This is a genomic window from Streptomyces sp. LS-MS-L19 (assembly GCF_058382285.1).
The window spans coordinates 9604862-9626118 of record NZ_JBYCLL010000001.1 but is presented as its reverse complement, the minus strand read 5'-3'; the positions used below and the strand labels follow the sequence as shown (position 1 = coordinate 9626118).

The 21257-nt window shown below is 71.4% G+C and carries 16 protein-coding genes; 5 read left to right on the top strand and 11 right to left on the bottom strand.

The features are described from left to right. The first annotated feature begins 165 nt into the window (after positions 1-165). From AC2XR2_RS42995 to AC2XR2_RS42985, 3 genes are all read left to right on the top strand, one after another. Positions 166-480, top strand: a complete 315-nt coding sequence (locus tag AC2XR2_RS42995; RefSeq protein WP_491518166.1) for a trypco2 family protein — start codon at positions 166-168, stop codon at positions 478-480. Beyond that, the gene (locus AC2XR2_RS42990; RefSeq protein ID WP_491518165.1) at positions 477-4178 is read left to right on the top strand and encodes a trypsin-like peptidase domain-containing protein; all 3702 of its coding nucleotides are present in this window, start codon (positions 477-479) and stop codon (positions 4176-4178) included. The genes AC2XR2_RS42995 and AC2XR2_RS42990 overlap by 4 nt, the downstream gene beginning before the upstream one ends. Before the next feature lie 140 nt (positions 4179-4318). Beyond that, complete coding sequence (locus AC2XR2_RS42985) at positions 4319-5251, top strand: aldo/keto reductase (protein WP_491518164.1); 933 nt, start codon at positions 4319-4321, stop codon at positions 5249-5251. A 76-nt stretch (positions 5252-5327) separates the two neighbouring features. Here the strand turns inward: AC2XR2_RS42985 and AC2XR2_RS42980 are convergent, their stop codons facing one another. Genes AC2XR2_RS42980 through AC2XR2_RS42965 form a run of 4 tightly spaced genes read right to left on the bottom strand, consistent with a single transcriptional unit; the run spans position 5328 to position 10034 of the window. Beyond that, positions 5328-6716, bottom strand: coding sequence for an acyl-CoA reductase (locus tag AC2XR2_RS42980; RefSeq protein WP_491518163.1), 1389 nt, complete (start codon positions 6714-6716; stop codon positions 5328-5330). Continuing rightward, a complete protein-coding gene (locus tag AC2XR2_RS42975) occupies positions 6713-8056 on the bottom strand; it encodes a hypothetical protein (RefSeq protein WP_491518162.1) in 1344 nt (447 codons plus the stop codon). Before AC2XR2_RS42975 ends, AC2XR2_RS42980 begins: the two co-directional genes overlap by 4 nt. Before the next feature lie 10 nt (positions 8057-8066). Then, the gene (locus AC2XR2_RS42970; protein ID WP_491518161.1) at positions 8067-8777 is read right to left on the bottom strand and encodes an ABC transporter ATP-binding protein; all 711 of its coding nucleotides are present in this window, start codon (positions 8775-8777) and stop codon (positions 8067-8069) included. Between the two features lie 15 nt (positions 8778-8792). Next, entirely contained in the window at positions 8793-10034 is a 1242-nt protein-coding gene (locus tag AC2XR2_RS42965) for an ABC transporter substrate-binding protein (RefSeq protein WP_381297710.1), read from the bottom strand. Between the two features lie 128 nt (positions 10035-10162). On the opposite strand from AC2XR2_RS42965, the gene AC2XR2_RS42960 reads away from it, so the two are divergent. Beyond that, a complete protein-coding gene (locus AC2XR2_RS42960; RefSeq protein ID WP_491518160.1) occupies positions 10163-12868 on the top strand; it encodes an ABC transporter permease subunit in 2706 nt (901 codons plus the stop codon). Positions 12869-12929: 61 nt separating this feature from the next. Here the strand turns inward: AC2XR2_RS42960 and AC2XR2_RS42955 are convergent, their stop codons facing one another. From AC2XR2_RS42955 to fabG, 5 genes are read right to left on the bottom strand one after another with little or no spacing between them, the layout of a single operon-like run. Continuing rightward, a complete protein-coding gene (locus AC2XR2_RS42955) occupies positions 12930-13724 on the bottom strand; it encodes an SDR family NAD(P)-dependent oxidoreductase (protein ID WP_491518159.1) in 795 nt (264 codons plus the stop codon). Between the two features lie 16 nt (positions 13725-13740). After that, on the bottom strand, positions 13741-14949 hold the full coding sequence (locus AC2XR2_RS42950) for an acetyl-CoA acetyltransferase (RefSeq protein ID WP_491518158.1): 1209 nt from the start codon (positions 14947-14949) through the stop codon (positions 13741-13743). Next, positions 14946-16385, bottom strand: coding sequence for an OB-fold domain-containing protein (locus tag AC2XR2_RS42945; RefSeq protein WP_491518157.1), 1440 nt, complete (start codon positions 16383-16385; stop codon positions 14946-14948). The genes AC2XR2_RS42950 and AC2XR2_RS42945 overlap by 4 nt, the downstream gene beginning before the upstream one ends. Position 16386: 1 nt before the next feature. Continuing rightward, positions 16387-17610, bottom strand: coding sequence for an acetyl-CoA C-acetyltransferase (locus AC2XR2_RS42940; protein ID WP_491518156.1), 1224 nt, complete (start codon positions 17608-17610; stop codon positions 16387-16389). 45 nt (positions 17611-17655) lie between these two features. Then, positions 17656-18402: a 3-oxoacyl-ACP reductase FabG gene (gene fabG, locus AC2XR2_RS42935; protein ID WP_491518155.1), complete on the bottom strand. Its 747-nt coding sequence runs from the start codon at positions 18400-18402 to the stop codon at positions 17656-17658. 113 nt (positions 18403-18515) lie between these two features. Here fabG and AC2XR2_RS42930 point away from each other — a divergent pair, with 113 nt between their 5' ends. Then, positions 18516-19742, top strand: a complete 1227-nt coding sequence (locus AC2XR2_RS42930; protein ID WP_491518154.1) for an acyl-CoA dehydrogenase family protein — start codon at positions 18516-18518, stop codon at positions 19740-19742. Here AC2XR2_RS42930 and AC2XR2_RS42925 read toward each other — a convergent pair. Continuing rightward, positions 19729-20301, bottom strand: a complete 573-nt coding sequence (locus AC2XR2_RS42925) for a DUF2889 domain-containing protein (protein ID WP_491518153.1) — start codon at positions 20299-20301, stop codon at positions 19729-19731. The two genes, AC2XR2_RS42930 and AC2XR2_RS42925, sit on opposite strands and share 14 nt — an antisense overlap. Then, positions 20298-21140 carry an enoyl-CoA hydratase-related protein gene (locus AC2XR2_RS42920; RefSeq protein ID WP_491518152.1) on the bottom strand — a complete coding sequence of 281 codons (843 nt, stop codon included), beginning with the start codon at positions 21138-21140 and terminating at the stop codon, positions 20298-20300. Before AC2XR2_RS42920 ends, AC2XR2_RS42925 begins: the two co-directional genes overlap by 4 nt. Positions 21141-21257: the final 117 nt, after the last annotated feature.

Genomic DNA, 21257 nt, shown 5'->3' with positions numbered 1-21257 from the left:
CTAGGCCGACAGGGTGAGGGGGTGCGCGTCGAGGACCCGTGCCGGTCCCGGGTGATCGAGTTGCCCGCCCTCGACGTGAATCGGACAATTGACGGTGTCGCCGCCTTCCGTCGCGGGCCCTTCCGCTCCTCCTGATCGGGAACTGCCCTGCGAAGGAGTAAGGCAATGGGAATCAAGCAACAAACGCTCAGTACCGGCGAGTTGGGGCTCGCGGACATGCTCGGCGGGCTGCGACGGGAGCTGGAAGAGGCACAGCGGCGAGCCGCGGGGGAAGAGCTGCGCTTCGGCGTCGCCGATGTCGAGGTGGAGGCCACCGTCCAGATCACCCGGACCGCCGAGGGCCGGGCGGGCATCCAGTTCTGGGTGGTCCAGGCCGGTGGCGACTACGCGCGCGGCAACGCCACCACGCACCGGATCAAACTGAACCTCACGCTGCCGCCCGACACGCGCGTCTCGGACAAGGAAGACGGCGTCGAATGACCGGGCTCGACGCCGAGCGGCTGGTCTCGCTCACCGCGGACGGCAGACGAGGCTCGGGGTATCTGCTGACACCGGAGCTCATCCTCACCGCGGGACACTGCGTCGGGCCGAAGGGCTCCGCGGTCACCGCCCGCGCCTACGTGCGCCGTGAGGGGAGTTACGACCTCTCGGAGGAGCGGCACACCTTCCGGGTGGCGGTCCGGGGGGATGACGAGCCCGACTACGCGCTGCTGGCATCCACCGCCGACGATCCGTTCCGGACGGCACGGGACGGCCCGTCGGGCGAGGTGCGCCTGGGCCGGCTCATCGGCGAGGGCGCCGTAGCCGCGCAGGCGCTGGGCTTCCCGAAGTCAGGGGTGCAGCAGGCCGGGGAGAGACGGTTGTTGAACCCGGAGGACGTGCGGGGGCGCGTCCTTCCCCTCACCGGGTGGAGGCGCCAGGTGCGTCGGCTGAACCTGCAGATCAGGACAGGCTCGTCGCCGCTCGCCCGGGGTGCGTCGCTCTGGAGCGGCATGTCGGGTGCGGCCCTGTTCAGCGGGGATCACCTCATCGGCGTGATCACGGAGGACCGCGCCACGATCGAGGGACGGCTGATCGCGCTGCCCGTCGGCGCGGTCTTCGGCGACGACGGGCAGGCCGAGGCGAACGCCTGCCTGCTGGCGGCCCGCGACACGACGGCACCCGAGGACCGCGTCACGCTGGACCCCGTCTGGGCGGGTGGCGAGATCCTCCAGCCCGCGTACAGCCCCCTGCCGCCACGCGATCAGTGGTCCGAGGCGGACCTGCTCGAATCCCGCCACGGTGTCGTGCCCTTCCGGGGGCGCGCGCAGCAGCTCCGAGCGCTGGTCGACTGGTGCGAGCACGAGGACGACCGGGGCGGCGGACCACGCATACGGCTGCTCACGGGCGGCAGCACGGTCGGCAAGACCCGTCTCGCCCGTGAGCTGTGCCGCACGATGGCGGGGAAAGGGTGGGTTGCCGGTGTCGTCGACCCGCTGCACGTGGACTTCTCCGGTGTCTGCGCCCTGCCCGAGGACCGGTTGCTCGTCATCGACGACGCCGACGCCCACGCCGGACAACTGCACGTCCTCCTCGCCCAGGCCACCGAGCGCGGCGGCCACCATCCGCTGCGCGTCCTGGCGGTCGCCCACCGCGGCGGCCCGTGGTGGGACGCGGTCAGGCGGCGCTACGAGGCCCTGGTCGACGCGGAGGATCCCGCCCCGCTTCCGCCCCTGCCGGAAACCGACCGTGAGGACGTCTACCGGGCGGCCTACGCCGCGTTCCGGGGCTGGTACGAGGAGAGCGACAGCAAGGACGACGCCACCGCGCGCGCGGGTGCCGTACCGGAAGCCGAGACCTCGACGGACGGCGCCGCGCCCGCCGTAACCGCTGCCCCGGGCCTCGACGAGCCCGACTTCGGCAGCTATCTGCTCGTCCTCATCCAGGCACTGGTGGACGCCCGCACCCTGCTGCACAAGACGCACTCGGCCACCGCGGGACCGCCCACCCGCTCACGCGCCAACGCGTTGCTGGACTACGCCCTGGACGTGGAACGCCAGAGATGGCAGGCGTCCGCCGAGCGCCAGAGACTGCCGCACGACCCGGTCCTGCTCGAACGGATCGTCGCCGTCTCCAGTCTGGCGGTGGCCGACGGCGAGACCGACGGCGAGCGGGAGACCGAGGCGGCGCGCCGGCTGCGGCTCGTGCCCGACCTCGCCGACGAACCGGAGTGGCTCACGCGTGCCTTCGCCCGCTGGCAGCACGCGGAACTGGCCGGAGAGGGCTACCTGCGGTCGCTCCAGCCGCTGAGGCTCGCCGAGCGGCTCGGCGCGAAGGTCATCGCCGCGTTTCCCGACATCGCCCCGCAACTGCTCGACGTCAGCGGCGACGGCCCGGGGATCCCCCAGGACGCGACGGACCAGGCGCGCCAGATACTGAACGTGCTGCACGTCCTTCAGCTCACCGCCGGCTCCGACGGCTGCCGGACCGACGGCACGGGTGAGCCGTCGGCCCAGCAGCGGGCCCGTGAGGCGCTGGACGCCGCGCTGCGCAGTCACGCCCGCCCCCTCGTCCGGCTGGTCAAGCAGGTCGCGGCCACCGATCAGGACCAGTTCGCGAGCGCCATCGGCACCTCGCTGGCCTGCGCGCTGAACTCCACGCTGCGCAAGGAGTCCGCGCAGGAGGTCGCCGCCCAGGTCCTCGGGGAACCCGACCTCGCCTGCCCGGACGTCCTGTTGGAGCTCGCCACGGCCGTCGCGGAACACGCGGTGCAGCACTACCGCCAGGGCGGCGGAGCGCCCGCCCAGGACCACCGGGGAGAGCTGGCCCGGGCCCTTCAGCGCTGGTCGCTGTACCTGGCCAGTTCGGGGCTGCGCATCCAGGCGCACGAGGTCGCCGGGCAGGCGGTGGACATGTACCACGCGCTGCACCAGCTCAGTCCGTCCGAGGAGCACGAGTTCGCCCTGGCGGAGGCCCTCAAGGACCTCGCCGACCGGCTCGTCGACGTGGGTCGGTTCGAGGACGCGGACCTGTGTGCCCGGGACTCCATACGGCGTCTGGAACCGCTGTTCCAGCGCAACCCCAGCCGCCGGAACGCCTTCGGTCTGGTGAAGTCCCTGTGCACGCTGGCCACTGCCACCCACCGCATCGGCCGCCAGCGCGAGGCCCTGCAGGCGGCGACCGAGGCGTGCGAACTGATCGAACGGCTGCCGCAGGCCCAGGAGAACGACGGGCACGGGCCGGACGAGATCCAGGGCTTGCGGGCGTTCGCGCTGCGCTGTCTGGCATGGCAGCTCGGTGCGAGCGGACGCGTCGACGATGCGGTGGCCCGGGCCTCGCAGAGCGTGGAGATCTACGAGGCCCTGCGCGAGAGGTGTCCGGGCCTGTGGAAACGGGACATCGCCGAGGCCCTGTCCATCCTGGGCGTCCAGCATGCCGCCCGGCAGGAGTGGGACGAGAGCGTCGACCGGCACACCGAAGCCCTGACCCGTCATTACGACGCCCTGGAGCGGGAGTACCGCGAGGCCGTACGGCCGCAGCACGCCCTGGCGCTGGGCCGGCTGGCGGAGGCACACCTGGGCAGGGCGGGCGCCCGTCCGACGGAGAGCCGGCAGGACCTGCTCGAGGCACTGGAACACGTCGAGCAGGCCCTGAAACAGTACGAGGGAATGCGCAAGGAGGACCGGTGGGCCAACCGCGTCCACGAGGCATGGACGAGCTGTCTGGAGGCGGAGGTTCTGCTCGCGCTGGACGCGACAGGCCGGCCGCAGCGTGCCGCACCCGCGATCCGGCAGACCTGCGGACGGGCCGAGGCCGCGGCCCGCCGGGCACTGACGCTGTACGACGAATTGGACGTACGTGCCTGGCGGCTCAGGTTCAACAGGGCCCGGGCGCAGGCGGTGCTGGCCCAGTCGTACGGAGGCCGGGGCCGGCCCCGGGCCAAGGTGCTGCGCGCGCACGAGCAGGCGCGCAACGCGTTCGCCCGGCTCGACGCGGAGGAACCGGGGCGTGCCGAGGCGGAGTTGCGCGCGATCGAGGACACGATCGAGAGCCTGCGGCAATCCGGTCCGCCCGCCCAGGCGCGTGCGCAGACGGCCGTGAACCCCTCGGGCAAACGACGCAAGCGACACCAGCCGAAGCCCCGCCTCCGCGGCCGCCAGGGCCGTCAGGGTGCGGCCGGGCGCAGGAGACACCGGTGACACGTCACGGCCGCCCTCAGGACTGATTCACATCCCGCAGTTCTCAATATCAGAACCAATTGCTGTTGGATTTCCAGATCGGTGATTTCTAGAGTGGGCACTCGTCCCCCTGAAAACTCACATCGCGGCGAAAGAGTCCCATGAAGACCTTCACTCTGCCCGGCACCGACATGGTGGTCCCCAACGTCGTCCTCGGGCTGATGCGTATCCAGGACATGAGCGACGAGGCGGTGCGCGAGCTCGTGCACACCGCGCGCGACGTCGGCATCACTTTCCTCGACCACGCCGACATCTACGGCTCGGACGACCACGGTTGCGAGCGCCGTTTCGCCGAAGCCATGAAACTCAGCTCGTCGGAGCGCGAGCAGTTCGTCATTCAGTCGAAGGCCGGAATCGTCAAGGACGGGCCGTACTTCGACTTCTCCTACGACCACATCATCGAGTCCGTGAACGGTTCACTCCGGGCGCTGGACACGGACTATCTCGACATTCTGCTGCTGCACCGCCCTGACGCCCTCGTCGAGCCGGAGGAGGTGGCCCGCGCCTTCGACGAGCTGTCGGCCGCAGGAAAGGTCCGTGCCTTCGGCGTCTCCAACCAGACCCCGCGACAGCTCGACCTGCTGCGCAAGTACGTGACGCAGCCCATGGTGGCGAACCAGCTGCAGCTGTCGATCACGCACGCGCCGATGATCGCGCAGGGCATCGCGGCGAACATGCAGGACCTCGACCAGTCGGTCGTACGCGATGACGGAATCGTCGACTACTGCCGACTGCACGACATCACCATCCAGGCGTGGTCGCCCTTCCAGGCCGGATTCTTCGACGGCCCCTTCCTCGGTTCCGAGCGCTTCCCCGAGTTGAACGCGGTGGTCGACCGGCTGAGCGAGAAGTACGGAGTGCCGGCCGAGGCGATCGCGGTCGCCTGGATCACGCGCCACCCGGCGCAGATGCAGGTCGTGCTCGGCACGACGACGCCGGAACGCGTCAAGGCCGCGGCGCTCGGTTCCGACCTCCCGCTCACCCGGTCCGAGTGGTACGAACTGTTCCGCGCGGCCGGATACAAGGTGCCGTAGCCTCGACCCCCTTCGCGCAGCCACGCCCGCAGCGTCTCCTCCAGCCGCCGCGCGGTCGCCGACCACAGCGGAGCCGTTACTCGTCGTTCACCCACCTCATGAGCCGTTGCAGGGGGTAGAAGCCGTCGTGCGAGAGGCCCGGTGGCATGCCGCCCGCCCTGCCGAGGGAGACCACGCGTTGTACGCCGGCGCAGGCGAGGGCGTCGCGCAGTTCCGCCTTGCGGGTGTCCGGGTACACGCCGACCGTCTGGGTGGCGACCCCGGCATGGGCGACGGCCTCGGACAGTGCGCCGACCGGGACGACGTCGACGATCTTCCCGTCGGGGTGGAAGTCCACGGGTTCCGGGGAGCGGATGACCAGGCCCGTGCCGTCGTAGCCGCCCCACACCCGGTAGTCGGGTGCCATGGACCGCAGGACGTCGATCTCCTCACGCAGTTCCGGGGCGACCCGCGGGCCGCCGGCCGAGCTGAACTCCCTTGCCGTGCCCAGGCGTTCGCACAGCAGGGCGGCGTAGCGGTCGGCGTCGTCCCGGGATCCCTCGACGAACTGGAAGCGGCTGGCCACGCAGGCCTGCTGGTTGAAGAAGGTCGCGTCGGCGGCGCCCGCGTCGGCCGCCCGTGCCAAGGTCTCCTCGGACGCGAAGGCCTCGCGGCCGATCATCGAGATGGAGGTCTTGGGGTCGAAGGAGACGAGCTCGAACCCCGGACCGACGTACTTCAGCGCGCTGCGGATGGTGGCCTCGCCGCCCCAGGCGACCAGCTTGTCGAAGAACTGGGGGCGGAACAGCGCGCTCTCCACCACCTCGTCGCCGCCGCGCCAGTACGCCGCGGAGAACGACCGCACCACCGGGTGCCCGGGGGCGACGGCGGCCATGGTGCGCAGGATCGCGGTCGCGGTGAACAGGTCGTTCGAGGGCAGTTTCAGGAGGTTGACGCCCTTGGTGAGCGCGCCGCGCACGACCGACATCGCCGCGACGCCGGGTGCGTTGCCCGCGATGATGTGCACCAGACGGGGCGGGAACGCGCGGATGGCCGCGACCCGGTCGTCGGGGAGGCGCACCTCGCGCCAGCCGTCGAGGACGTCCGCTCCGCCGAGTTCATGGTCGATCTGGGCGTACAGGCCGGGGCGTTGGAAGCTGCGCCACAGCACGGCGTAGGCACGTTCCAGCACCTCCGCGGGCAGTGGGCTGACCGGGGCCATCCGTTCCAGGGCTTCGGCGAGCAGGCCCGCGCGGTCCGCCTTGAGGGCCTCGCCGGTCTCCACCAGCAGGTCGACGATCTCCGCCACGGGCACGTGGAAGGCGGGGCCTGGTTCGGTGCGGGGCCACACGAGGCGGTCCAGGTCGAGGGCCGGTGCGGTGAACCGGCCGAGGTCGACGGGGGTGCTGTGGTCGACCTCGCCGCGGATCATGTGGACGACGGTCACGGGGGCCGTGGCGTGGTCGTCGAGTGTCGTACGGCTCATCCGTGGATCATCCCCCGCACATAGGAGTCGAGTGTCGCCGCACAAGTGATCTTGTCGTCGCCGCCGAGGTCGCCGTAGCGCTGGATGTCCGGCAGGACCGCCGGTCCCGGCCGGCCGCAGCCGCACTCCGAGAAGTCGACGAGGACCCGGTCGCCGCTGATCAGTCCGCCCCAGCGGCCTTCGAGGGAGATGTCGAGGAAGGCGAACCGGCCCTCGATGACGCCGTGTTCGGGGTTGAGCAGGGTCTCGCCCTCCTGGTCGAGGATTAGCGGGATCACCCACGGCGGCACGTGGTAGGTGCCCTTCTCGCAGGCGAGGCAGGAGCCCTGGAGCTCGGTCATGCCGTAGCTGCGGACGCGGCGGACACCTTCGTAGAAGGCGGCGAGCTGCTGCTGGTAGTCGTCGGGCAGGGCGCGGCCCTTGTTGCCGCCGCCGCTGAGCACCAGGGTGTCGGGGTGGAGGCTGCCGTCCTGGACGCCGCGGGCCCGCAGGGCCTGGATCAGGGTGAACTGCTGGTTGTTCATCCCGGCGATCAGCAGCGGCTCGTCGCGGTGCTCCCAGATGTCGTCGACGATGCGGGCCACGGCCGCGTCTAGTTCCTGTTCCCGCGCCGCCGAGACACTTTCGAAGGAGCTGATCTCCTGCGGGGTCGCGGTGCCCTCCGCCATCCGGCGGCGCAGCAGGGCGCTGCTCATCAGCTCGGAGACCCGCAGCGGGTCCTCGGTCAGCAGGCGGGTCCCGCCGGGGAGCGCGAAGACCTCCGCGTGCCAGCGGAAGCCGTCGATGGAGCGCATCGGGCCGCTCGCCGGTGCGAGGAGGTAGCCGTGGCGGGTGGGTTTCGGCGGGAGGGGGTCGGGCCAGCAGGTGAGGTTCTCCAGGATGTCGTGCAGGAAACTCAGGTCGCTCTCGGCGCAGTTGAGGAAGGAGACCTTTCCGGAGGTGCCGCTGGTGATGTACGGGCGGTGGCCGGCGGCCGTGATGCGTTCGGTCCACTCGTCGATGTCGCATACGCCCTCGACGTCCACGTCCGTCGGTTCGAGCGCCGAGACGGTGGTGTACCAGCGCAGCAGCCGGTCCCAGCGGCCGGCGGTGATGAGGGAGACGGGGTACGACTTGTAGCTGGTGTGGGAGAAGAGAAGGGGCACGAGGTCGGCCAGGGTCGTCACCTCGCGTACGCCGGTCTCGTCGGCCCGGGTCCGCAGCAGGGGGATGCGCTCGCGGTGGGCGGCGAAGGCCTCCCGTGCCGCTTCGAGCTGCAACTCCCTCAATGTGGCGGCGGGTTGCTCGAAGGTGTCGCCGGACAGGGCCAGGGATCGGATCTGTTCGCGTGCGCTTGCCACAGCATCTACCTCAATCAGTTGCGTACGTGGTCTTCTCGGCGAGGTACGACGACTCGATCGCGGCCAGGTTTCCGCGCAGTTCCTCCGGGGTGCCGGTCAGGGTGACGCGGCCGCGGTGCAGGACGTAGACGCGGTCCGCGATGTCCAGGACCTTGCGCACATGCTGTTCGACCAGCAGGGCGCCCAGGCCGCGGTCGGCCGCCTCGCGCACGGCGCGCAGCAGGCGGTCGACCACCAACGGGGCGAGTCCGAGGGAGAGTTCGTCGGCGAGGAGGAGTCTGGGGGCCCGGCCCAGGGCGCGTGCCAGTGACAGCATCTGCTGTTCGCCGCCGGACAGCATGCCCGCGCCGGTCCTCAGGCGCTTTTCGAGTTCGGGGAAGAGTTCCAGGGCCTGGGCGGTCGTCACCCGGCCGACCCGTAGGTTGTCCGCGGTGTCGAGGCGGGTGAGGACCGCCCGCTCGCCGACGTACGCCAGGCCCTGGCGGGCGCGGCGGTGCAGCGGAGTGCGGGCGGTGTCGCCCAGCCAGCGCACCTCGCCGCCCATCGGGGCCATCTCGCCCGACAGCACCCGCAGGGTGGTGGTCTTGCCCGCGCCGTTCGGTCCGAGGAGGGCGACGACCTCGCCCGGGCGGACCTCGAGGTCGAGGTCGCGCAGGACGGGTCGGCTGCCGTATCCGGCGGACAGGACGCGGGCTTCGATCAGGGGCTCGGTGTCGTGCACGGACGTTCCCTCCGGTCAGCCGGCCGGGATGGCCGCGAGGACCTTGCGGACGTCGACGAAGGTCGACCCCGGCTTCGCCCACTCGATCTGGCCGTTGCGGATGGTGAGTTCGGTGGCGGTGGTGTTGTGGATGCGGTTCAGGCCCTTGATGGGCAGGGCGGTCGAGGTCTGCCAGTTCAGGGCGGGGGTCAGGCCGCCGGTGTCGATGCCCGAGGTGGTGTTCAGCTCCTGGACGAGGGTCTTGGCCGAGATCGAGGGCAGCTTGGCGGCCGCCTCGGTGAGGACCTTGAAGGCCACCCAGGTCGTCTCGTTGGCGCCGTTGGAGACGTCGATGTCCTTGTCGCCCTTGGTGGCTGCCAGGAAGTCCTTCCAGGCCGGGTCGGAGGTCGGCGGGAAGTAGCCGGTGATCGCGGCGCCCTCCAGCGGACTGCCGCTTCCGCCGGTGCTCGCGGCGAGCTGCGGGGTGAGGTTGCCGACGACACTGCCGAGCTTCGTCTTCGCGCCGGACTGGACGTACGACTTCACGAAAAGGTCGGAGTGCGTGCCGAGGATGACGCTGACGCAGTCGCTGCCCTTGGTGGCGGCGGCGACCTGCGGGGCGAGGTCGGTGGCGGTGACCGGCACCTTGAGGTCCTTGGGCGGGGCCCCGCCGGCCGATACCGCGCCGAGGGTGAGGAACTGCGACACGATGGCGGCGGCCGCCAGGTCGTACCGTACGCCGGAGATCTTCTTGCAGCCGTCCTGCACCAGCTGCCGGCCGTGGGCCGCGAACACCACCGGGGTGCCGCCGTTGACCGGGAACGACAGCGGGTTGGAGAACTCGGCCGCGGAGACCCCGGTGCCGCCGATGTAGGGGATGCCGGCCTTCTGCAGGATGGGCATGTAGCGGTCGCCCGCGAGGCTGTACGACCCCACCACCGCGACCACCTTGTCGGCCACGGCCTGCTGGGCGCACTTCTCGGCCTCGTCGGGGTCGTTCTTCTCGTTGCAGGTCAGCACCTTCAGCGGGCCGCCCTTGATGCCGCCGTGGGCATTGATCCACTTCTCGTAGGCCTGGGCGGTGAGCCGCACCCCGGGCTGGGCGCTGCCCTGGGTGTCCTCCGGGTTCCAGACCATCACCTTGACCGGGGCGCCCTTGAGCGAGGAGGTCTCGGCCGCGCTGCCGGACGCCTCACCCCCGCAGCCGGCGGCGAGCAGTGCTCCGGTGACCGCGAGACAGGTCGCTGCTGCGGTTCTGTGTCGGCGTGAGTCGTTCATGGTCCCTCCGCGGGGCTCGTCATCGAGATGGCGAACAGCATGGGGTGCGTTTTCTGGTTAGTGAAGTACTCTCGGCACAATTATTTAAATAAATACGCTGTCTGGCACATCCCTGGGAGGTTCACCCGATGGCCGACATCCTGCGTTTCGCACTGCTGGGCCTGGGCCTCGGCGCGCTCTACGCCCTCACCGCGCACGGCATCGTGCTGGTCTACCGGGGCTCCGGGGTCCTCAACCTCGCGCACGGCGCGATCGGCATGGCGGGCGCCTACGTGCAGTGGGAACTCGCCGTGAACGAGGGCGTGCCGTACTGGCCGGCCGTCGCCTGCGGGGTGCTCACCTCCGCGGCACTGGGCGTGCTCACCCATCTCCTGGTGATCAGGCCCCTGCGCCGGGCGTCGTCACTGGCCCGGCTGGTCGGCACGCTCGCGGTGTTCATCGTGCTCACCGCCGTCGCCGTCAAACGGTACGGCGACAGCCTGCAGTTGGTGCCGGGCAAGCTGCCCACCCGGCTGCTGACGATCGCCGGGGCCACCGTCTCGGAGGACCGTCTCTGGCTGCTCGGCATCGCCCTCGCCGTCACCGCGGTGCTCCATCTCCTCTACCGGCGCACCCTGTTCGGCCTGGGCACCACCGCGGTCGCGGAGAACGAGCACGTCGCCGCCTCCCTCGGCTGGTCCCCCGACCTCGTCGCCACCGGCAACTGGGCCCTGGGCTCGGCGCTCGCCGGGCTGACGGGCATCCTCATCGTGCCGGTCATCGGACTGTCGGTCACCGGCCTGACCACCCTCCTGCTGAGCGCGCTGGCCGCCGCCCTGGTCGGCCGGTTCTCCTCGTTCCCCGTCACCCTGGCGGGCGGCCTGGCCATCGGCGTCGTGCAGTCCGAGCTGACCCGATTCGGCACCGGCGTCACCGGTCTCGCCTCCTCCGTCCCCTTCCTCTTCATCGCCCTGGTGCTGGTCGCGCGCGGCCGGGCGCTGCCACTGCGCGGCACCTTCCTGGAACGGCTGCCCGCGCTGGGCAGCGGCCGGGTGCGGCCCGTGCCGCTGGCGTGCACCGTCGCGGTCGGCCTGCTGCTGGTGAGTCTGTCGACACCGCTGTGGGCCGACGCGATCACCAGCACCCTGGTCCTCGGCCTGATCATCCTGTCGATCATCGTGGTCACCGGGTACGCGGGACAGGTCTCCCTCGCGGCCTACGCCCTGGCCGGCACCGGCGCCTTCATCGCCGGACATGCCGCCGCGGACTGGGGCTGGCCGTTCGAACTCGCCCTGCTGGCAGGCGTGTTGGGCACCGTCCCGATCGGCCTGCTGTTCGCGCTCCCGGCCGTCCGCACCCGCGGAGTCAACCTCGCGATCATCACCCTCGGTCTCGGCACCACGCTGGAGGCGATGGTCTTCCAGAACACCGACCTGTCCACGACCACCGGCAGCGACGGCATCGCGGTGGGCAAGCAGACCCTCTTCGGCATCAGCATCTCCGGGGTCGACCATCCGCAGCGGTACGCCGCCGTAGTGCTGGTGCTGTTCGTCGCCGCCACGCTCGTGGTCGCCAACGTACGGCGCAGCAGGACCGGCCGCCGGCTCATCGCCGTACGCGCGAACGAACGGGCCGCCGCCGCCCTCGGCATCGACGTCCGCGCCGCCAAGCTGTACGCCTTCGGCCTCTCCTCCGCCGTCGCCGCGCTGGCCGGAGTGCTCACCGGATTCCGCTCTACCTCGGTGGTCTTCTCCGACTTCGCCAGCTTCGACTCCATCACCGCGCTCGGTCTGGCCGTCATCGGCGGTGTCGGCTTCCTCGTCGGCCCCCTGTTCGGCGCCGTCTTCGCCGCGGGCACGGTCGGCGCGCGGTTCGGGGACTGGGTGCTGCCGGGTCTGAGCGCGTGGATGCCGCTGATCGGCGGGATCATCCTGGTGCTGACGCTGGTGGGCAACCAGGACGGCATCGGCAAGGAGGTCGGACGGCAGGCCGCGGGCGTCCGACGCAGGCTGTTCCCGACAGCGCGCCAACGCACCACCGTCGCGCCGCCGGAGGAGGAGACCGTCACACCGGACGTCCCCCGCGCAGCGCCGCTCTCCCTCCACGTCAGGGATCTGACGGTCCGCTACGGCGGTGTCGTCGCCGTCGACGGGCTCTCGCTGGACGTCGAACCGGGCCGGATCGTGGGCCTCATCGGACCCAACGGGGCAGGCAAGACCTCCGCCATCGACGCCGTCACCGGCTTCACCAAGGCCGCGTCCGGCAGTGTGCGCCTGGACCAGCGGGACGTGACCCGTGCGCCCGTGCACCGGCGGGCCGCGGCCGGACTGAGCCGCTCCTTCCAGTCGCTGGAGCTGTTCGAGGACATGACCGTGCTGGACAACCTCTACGCGGCCTGCGACCGGCCCGGCAGATGGGCCTGGCTCACGGACCTGATCCGTCCCGGCAGCCGCCCGCTGCCGTCCCATGTGCTCATCGCCGTGCGGGAGTTCGGTCTCCAGGACAGTCTGGACCGGCCGGTGGGCGATCTGTCGTACGGCGAACGCAGGCTGCTGGCCATCGCCCGGGCGGTGGCGGCCTCGCCGTCCGTGCTGCTCCTCGACGAACCCGCCGCCGGGCTGTCGGACGACGAGACGCGGGAACTGGCGCACCTGGTACGGCGACTGGCCGAGGACTGGGGCATGGGGGTCCTGCTCGTCGAGCACGACGTCGACATGGTGATGAGCGTCTGCGACCAGGTCGTGGTCCTCGACTTCGGACGCCGTATCTGCGCGGGCACGCCGGAGGAAGTGCGCCGCGATCCCGCGGTGCGGGCGGCCTACCTGGGCGACCTGGAGCCGGAGACGCTCGCCTGAGAGCCGGCACGGCTTTGAGCCGGAGGCGCCCCTCGGCGCCTCCGGCTCAAACAGGTCCCTGTCAGGCGTCCCGCAGGTCCGCGACGTACGGCGCGTGGGACAGCAGTCCGCCGTCCACGCGCAGGGTGTGGCCGGTGATGAAGGCGGACTCGTCGGAGGCCAGGAAGACCACCGCGGAGGCGACGTCCTCCGGGGTCCCGAGGCGCGGGGTGAGGTGATGGCGCAGCATCGCCTCCCGGATCACGCCGTGCGCCGAACCGGAACTGGCCGGCGTGACGATGAAGCCGGGCGCGATGGCGTTGCAGCGCACGCCCTGCTTGCCGTACTGGGTGGCGACGTACTGCGTGAGGTTGATCAGGGCGGCCTTGGACGCGCCGTACGCGGGATTGCGCAGATCGCCCGCGAGGCCGGACCCGGACGAGGTGTTGATGATAGAGCCTCCGCCCCGGGCGATCAGGTGCGGGACGGCGGCCTGGATGGCCACCATGGTGCCGCGCAGGTTGACGCGCATCGTGTCGTCCCAGACCGCCGGGTCGGCCTCCGCGACGGCGAGGTCCTGGCGGGCCGCCAGGTGGGTGGCCGCCGCGTTGTTGTGCAGGACGTCGAGGCCGCCGTACGTCTCGACCGCCGTGGCCACCATGGCCCGTACGCTCGCCACGTCCCCGAGGTCGACCTGGACCGCCGTGGCGGATCCCCCGGCGGCCCGGATCTCCTTCGTCACCGCCTCGGCGCCGTCGAGGTTCAGGTCGGCGAGCACCGTGTGCGCGCCCTCGGCCGCCACCCGACGTGCCGTGGTGGCGCCGATGCCCGACGCCGCCCCGGTCACGACGGCGATCTTGCCGTCGAGTCGTCCCATGCCCCAACCGCCTTGTCTATGAGCTGAGTTCGCTGCCGACGATGGACACGAAGGACACGCATTCGCCGGGGCCGCCGCCCAGGTTGTGGGTGAGGGCGAGCGAGCGCCCCTCGGCCACGGACTTCACGGTCCGCTCGGCGGGCGCCTCGCCCCGCAGTTGCAGCCAGGCCTCGAACATCATGCGCAGGCCCGAGGCGCCGATGGGGTGGCCGAAGGCCTTGAGCCCGCCGTCCGGATTGACCGGCAGCGAGCCGTCGAGGTCGAACGACCCGCTCGTCACGTCCTTCCACGCCTGGCCGCGCTCGGCGAAGCCCAGGTCCTCCATCAGGACCAACTCCGTTGGGGTGAAGCAGTCGTGGACCTCGGCGAGGGCGAGTTCGGCACGCGGGTCGGTGACGCCGGCCTGCCGGTAGGCCTCCTGGGCGGAGGCGACGACCTCGGGGAAGGTGGTGAAGTCGTACTCCGGGTCGAGGAGCCCGTCGGCCGGGCCGGCGACAAAGGACAGGGCCTTCACGAAGATCGGCCTGTCGGTGTACTTGTAGGCGTCCTCGGCGCGTACGACGATCGCCGCCGCCGAACCGTCCGAGACACCCGAGCAGTCGAACACGCCGAGCATGCCCGCGACGATGGGCGCCGACCGGATGCGTTCCAGCGGCACCTCCTTGCGGAACTGGGCGCGGGGGTTGCGGGCGCCGTTGACGTGGTTCTTCCAGGCGATCCGGGTGATGACGTCCTTCAACTCCTCTTCCGCGAGGCCGTACTTGGCCGCGTAGGCGGGGGCCAGGAGGGAGAAGTTCGCGGGGGCGGTGACCTCGCCGCGGCTGTCGTCGCCGGCGCCCGGGATCGCCGTACCGGAGAGGCCTGACATGCCGGAGTCCTTGAGCTTCTCCACGCCGACCGCCATCGCCACGTCGTACGCGCCGGAGGCGACGGCGTAGCAGGCGTTGCGCAGCGCCTCGGAGCCGGTCGCGCACATGTTCTCGACGCGGGTGACCGGCTTGTGGGGCAGGCGCAGCGCCCGGCTCAGGGTCAGTCCGGACACGCCGGAGGCCTGGGTGCCGAACCAGAACGCGTCGATGTCGTCGATCGTGATGCCGGCCGAGGTCACCGCCTCGCCCACGGCGTCCACCAGCAGATCGTCGGCCGATCGGGTCCAGTGCTCGCCGAAGGGCGTGCAGCCCATGCCGACGATCGCGACCCGGTCCCGGATTCCGTGCGAGCTCATCCGTGTGTCTCCTCGGTCTCGCCCGTGCGCAGCGGCCGGGCCTTCCAGAAGTAGTTGTGGATGCCGGACGCGGTGACCGTGCGCCGGAAGGTCATCTCGACGCGGGCGCCGATGACGGCGTCGGCCTCGGTGGCGTCGGTGAGCTGGCAGCGGAAGCGGCCGCCGCCGTCGTAGTCGACGACCACGACGAGCATCGGCGGGCTCGGTGTGTGGGCCAGCCGGTCGACGGTGAACGTGGCGACCGTGCCCCGCACGTGCTCCATCGGCTCGTCGGTCATGGCGTCGACGCTCCGGCAGGAGGTGCACACCCGGTCCGGCGGCAGATGCCGGGTGCCGCACTTCTCGCAACGGGAGGCGACGAAGCCGTACTTCCAGGCGGTGCGGCGGTGCGCGGGCGGGGCGTAGGGCGGCTCGGGGTCGGGGCGCCGGGGTGGTTCGCGGTCGAGGAGGCCGCGCCAGGAGAGGTAGGTGGCGTACGGCATCGGGGCGCTGCCCGCGGTGATCTGCGCGGCGACCGGGCGGGCGCTGCGGTGCGCCGGGAGCGCGTCGGTGGTGCGCAGCAGGACGACTCCGGCGCCGTCGCCGAGGACGACGAGGGCGATGACCTCACCGGGCTCCGCGCGGTCGAGGACGTCGGCCAGGAGCAGGCCGGGCTGGGCGGTGCCGGCGTTGCCGATCACCCCGGTGAGGTCCGGCACGGCCGCCTCGGGGCGGGCACCGGCCGTACGCCGTACCGTCGCGCCCGCGCGTGCGTGCAGGCCGGAGACGATGAGGTGGTCGATCGCGCCCCGTTCCAGGCCCGCCTGGTCGAGGGCGGCCGTCAGGGCCTTGTCCGCGAGGGACACGTAGATCTCCTCGGCGAAACGCTCCTCCCAGGCGCGGGAGGCGGGAGCGCCCGGCAGCCGCCAGCGGTCCAGGATCTCGTCGCTGACGGTGTCGTGGGCGAGCAGTTCCGCCAGGACGGGTGCGCCGTTGCGGTGGCCGCCGAAGACGAACGCCGCCGCGCCGTCACCGCCGGCGACCTCGTCGCTGCCGCCGGGCAGGCCGGTGCGCAGGTCGGAGAGGACGGTGAGGGTGGGAACGGCGGAGCGGGCGGCGGTGACCAGGGCGCCGAGGCCGGAGCGGACCGAGCCGGCCATGTCGACGGCGAGGACGTGCTCGTCGAGGCGGAGCGCGGCGTGGACGGCGGTCGCGTTGGTCTTGTCGAGGTAGGCGGGTGCGGCCGTGGCGAGGAAGAGCTGGCCGATGCGGGGGCGCAGGCAGTCACGGGCGAGGGCCACGCGGGCCGCCTCCACGGCCATGGAGGTGGTGTCCTCGTCGTAGCCCGCGACCGCACGGGTGCCGCGTCCGGGCGGTGTCCCCAGCGTGGCGGCGACATCGGCGCGGGCCAGGCGGTGGTACGGCACGTGGGCGCCGTATGCGATCAGTCCGGCCATGTCAGCGTCCTCCCTGAGCGGTGTTTTCGAAGATGGCTGCCAGGCCCTGGCCGCCGCCGAGGCACATGGTCTCCAGGCCGTAGCGGGCCTGACGGCGGTCGAGTTCACGCAGCAGGGTGGCGAGGATGCGGCCGCCGGTGGCGCCGACGGGGTGGCCCAGCGAGATGCCGGAGCCGTTGACGTTGAACCGCTCGAAGTCGGTCTCGGTCAGGGCCCATTCACGGGTGCAGGCGAGCACCTGGGCGGCGAAGGCCTCGTTGAGTTCGATCAGGTCGATGTCGGCGAGCTTGAGCCCGGCTCGTTCGAGGGCCCTTGCCGTGGCGGGCACCGGGCCGATGCCCATCGTCTCGGGTGGTACGCCGACGACGGCCCAGGAGACCAGGCGGCCCAGTGGCCGCAGCCCGAGTTCGGCGGCGCGCTCGGGGTGGGTCACGACGCACAGGGCGGCGCCGTCGTTCTGTCCGCTCGCGTTGCCCGCGGTCACGGTCGCCTCCGGGTCCTGGCGGCCGAGCACCGGACGCAGCTTCGCGAGCTTCTCCAACGAGGAGTCGGGGCGCGGGTGTTCGTCGGTGTCCACCACGGTCTCGCCTTTGCGGGACCGTACGGTGACGGGGACGATCTCGTCGGCGAAGCGGCCCTCGCGCTGGGCCGCGACCGCCTTCTCGTGCGAGCGCACGGCGAGCAGGTCCTGCTCCTCGCGGGAGATGCCGTACTCGCGGCGCAGGTTCTCCGCGGTCTCCAGCATGCCCCCGGGGACGGGGTGGTTGACGCCGCCGGAGGTGACCCGGCCCCGTGCGAGGCGGTCGTGCAGGGTGGTGCCCGCGCCGCGCACGCCCCAGCGGACGTCGGTGGTGTAGAACTCGGCCTGGCTCATGGACTCGACGCCCCCGGCCAGCACGAGGTCGCTCGCGCCGGTCTGCACCTGCATCGCCGCGGTGATGACCGCCTGGAGTCCGGAGCCGCAGCGGCGGTCGATCTGCAGGCCGGGCACCTCGACGGGCAGTCCGGCGTCCAGGGCGGCCACGCGGCCGATGGCCGGGGCCTCGCCGTTGGGGTAGCACTGGCCGAGGAGCACGTCGTCGACGGCCGTGGCCGGGATGCCGGTGCGGTCCAGGAGGGCCCGCACGACGGTGGCGGCGAGTGCGGCCGCGGTGACGTCCCGGAAGGCTCCCCCGTAGCCCCCGACCGGGGTCCGTATCGGTTCGCAGATCACCGCGTCACGCATCGGTCATGCCTTTCATCAGCGGGATGGGGGGCCTCATCGGAGGGCTCACATGTACCGGCCGCCGGTCACCTCGACCACGGCTCCGGTGATGTAGCTCGCCATGTCGGAGGCGAGGAAGAGGACGACCTGGGCGACCTCGGCGGGTTCGCCCGCGCGGCCCAGGGGGATCTCGGCGAGCTTGGCGTCCCAGGCGGCCGGGGGCATCGCCTCGGTCATGGCGGTGCGGATCAGACCGGGCTGGACGGCGTTGACGCGGACGCCCGCCTTCGCCAGCTCCTTGGCGGAGGCCTTGGTGAGTCCCACGAGCGCGGCCTTGGCGGCGCTGTAGTTGGTCTGGCCGAAGTTGCCGACCTTGCCGGCGATGGAGGAGATGTTGACGATGCTGCCGCCCTGTCCGTGCGCCCGCATCGCCTCGGCTGCGTACCTGGTGCCGTTCCAGGCGCCGGTGACGTGGACGTCGAGGACGGCGCGGAAGTCGGTGAGGGGCATCTTGCGCAGGGTCGCGTCCCGGGTGATGCCGGCGTTGTTGACCATGACGCCGACCGGGCCGAAGGTGTCGGTGCAGTGGGCGACGAGGGCGGCGACCTCGTCCTCGTCGGTGACGTCGCAGCGCAGTGAGGTGGCCTTGATGCCGTTCGCGGCGAGGCGCTCGGCGGCTTCGTGTGCCGCGTCCTCGTTGATGTCGCCGAGGACGACGGCCGCGCCCGCGTCGCCGAGGACGCCGGCGATCTCGTAGCCGATGCCCTGCGCGCCGCCGGTGATCACGGCGTTCCGTCCGTCCAGCAGTCCCATGTCAGCCCGCCCTGGCTCGACGCTCTTCCCAGCTAAATAGATAACCTATTATGCTGAAACAATCAATACAGCGATCAGCTGTGCGGGCGGGCCCGGACGAGGAGCGACCACAGGTGGACATCAGCTATCCCCCGGAGACCGAGACGTTCCGGGCCGAGGTCAGGACGTTCCTCGCCGAGAACCTGCCGCCGGACTGGAAGGGCATCGGCGCCCTGGACGAGGACGCCGCCTGGTCCTTCGCCCGGGACTGGCGCCGCAGGCTCGTCGAGCGCGGCTTCCTCTCCCTCACCTGGCCCGAGCGATACGGCGGCCTGGGCCTGTCCAAGCTCCACCAGGTCGTCCTGATGGAGGAACTCGCCCTGGCCGGTGTCCCGTTCGGGCTGCCGCAGGACACCTTCGGCGTGAAGATGCTGGCGAACACGCTGCTGCGCTGGGGCACGGAGGAGCAGAAGAGCCATTTCCTCCCCCGCATCCTGAGCGGCGAGGACACCTGGTGCCAGGGGTACTCGGAGCCGGACGCGGGGTCCGACCTGGCCTCCCTGAAGACCCGGGCGGTGCGCGACGGCGACCAGTGGGTGATCGACGGCCAGAAGGTGTGGACCTCCGGCGCCCACCACAGCGACTGGATCTTCGTCCTGGCCCGTACGAACCGGGACGCGCCCAAGCACCGCGGCATCTCCTTCCTCCTCGTGCCGCTGGACCAACCCGGCGTCGAGGTACGGCCGTTCCGCATGATGAGCGGGCAGCTGCACTTCAACGAGGTCTTCTTCAGCGGCGCCCGGACCCGCGCCGATCTGGTCGTCGGCGGCGTGGACAACGGCTGGGCGGTCGCTCAGAGCCTGCTGGGTGTCGAACGCGGCGAGGAGGCGGCGACCAACCCGATCCTCTTCCGCGCCGAGGTGGAACGCCTCGTCGCGCTCGCGCGGCAGTACGGCAAGGACCAGGACCCGGTGATCCGGCAGCGGATCGCCTGGTGCTGGTCCAAGGTCGAGATCATGCGCTGCCTCGGCTACCGGATCCTCACCGGGTGGCTGAAGGGGGCGGAGCCGGGGCCCGAGACGTCGATCGCCAAGCTGTACTGGAGCGAGTACCACACCGAGGTCACCGACCTGGCCATGGACATCATGGGCCTGCACGGCCAGGTCCCGGTCGGCCGGGGCCCGCTGCGCACCTACCGCACGGACGACCCCGGCGCGGCCAACTCCTCGGGGTCCTGGTCAACGACGTATCTGATCGCCCGCTCCGGAACGATCTACGCGGGGACCTCCCAGGTGCAGCGCAACATCCTCGCGGAGAAGGTGCTCGGCCTTCCGCGCGAGCCGCGGCTCACGACTCCGTAGGGCTTTGGAAGCTGCCGAGTTCCGGGACCGGGCGGGGGCCGGGTCCCGGGACCCAGCCCGCGTCGAGCTTGCGCAGACCCACGCCGTCGGGTGCCCAGATGTGGCAGCTGTTCATCACCCAGGCGCTGGCGCGCGGGTCGTGGGAGCGGGGGCCGGCCGCGCGGCTGCGGGCCGAGATGGCCGACTGAACGACGGCGGGGCCGAGCGCGCGGGTCAGTTCGTACAGGTGGGTGCAGCCGGACACCCCGTGGAAGCGCTCCTGGACGGCCCGGTTGTAGCCGCTCGCCACGCTGAGCCCCACCAGGCCGTCGAAGGCCGGTGCGATCAGGGGGCACTCGGTGTGCGGGAAGTCCTTCATGCCCGCCTCGGCGGCCGTGATCGTCATGTCCGCGAGGCGCACCCGCACCGCCAGCACCATGCGGTGGACGACACCGCCCGGCGGCTCCTCCCAGGGACGCTCGTCACGCAGTTCCGCCTCGACCGAGATCTCGCCGCCGTCCTCCTCGTAGGCGGTGACGGTGATCGTCCGACGGTGCAGCGGGAGTTCGGTGCGGGTCATGACGAGGCCTCCTTCAGCTCGTTCTTCTCCACCGCCGACGCGCCCTCCCCCAGTGCCGGGAAGGCCGGTGGGCGGCGCTCGATGAAGCTGAGCACGCCCTCGCGGTAGTCCGGTGCGCGCTTCGCCGTGGCCAGCAGGGCGGCCGCGGACTCACTGCTCTCGGTGAAGGTTCTCGCCTGGTCGTCGGCGAGCTGGCGTTTGATGAGGGACATCGCGTACGGGCTCGCCGAGCGCGCCAGTTCGGTCGCGTAGGCGAGGGCCTGCGGGAGCAGGTCGTCCGGCTCGGCCAGGCGGTTGACGAGGCCCATCGACAGGGCCTCCGTGCCGGTGACACGGCGCGAGGACAGGAGCAGGTCGGCGGCGTTGCCGTAGCCGACGAGCCGGGGCAGGATCCAGGACACGCCGTCCTCGGCCACCAGGCCGCGCGCGCTGAAGGCCGCGGCGAACTTGGCGTGCGGCACGGCGAACCGGACGTCGCACATCAGGGCCTGGTTGAACCCGATGCCGGCGCAGGCGCCGTTGACGGCCGCTATGACGGGTTTCGGGAAGGACATGGGGCGGGTGCGCGGGGGCAGCTGGCCGGTGGGCCACGGGCGGGCGCCGGACGACGCGCCGTCGAGCACGCTCATGTCCATCCCGGGGCAGAAGCTGCGCCCGGCGCCGGTGATCACCACCGCCCGTACCCGCGGGTCCGCCTCCGCCCGGTCGAACAGCTCGTTGTAGAGCAGCTCCATCTCCAGCGTCCAGGCGTTGTGCCGCTCCGGACGGTTCAGGGTGAGGAGCATGACCCCGTCGTCGGTGAGTTCGGTGAGGATCACCGGGGCCGCATTCTCGGTCATCGAGGTCACTCCCACGGGCCTGCTGATTTAATAGATAGATGAATCATCTATATACCAGCTGCAGCCGCGGCGCCAGATCCCCCTGACGAGAGAAGATCCAACCATCCCTTGACCTGG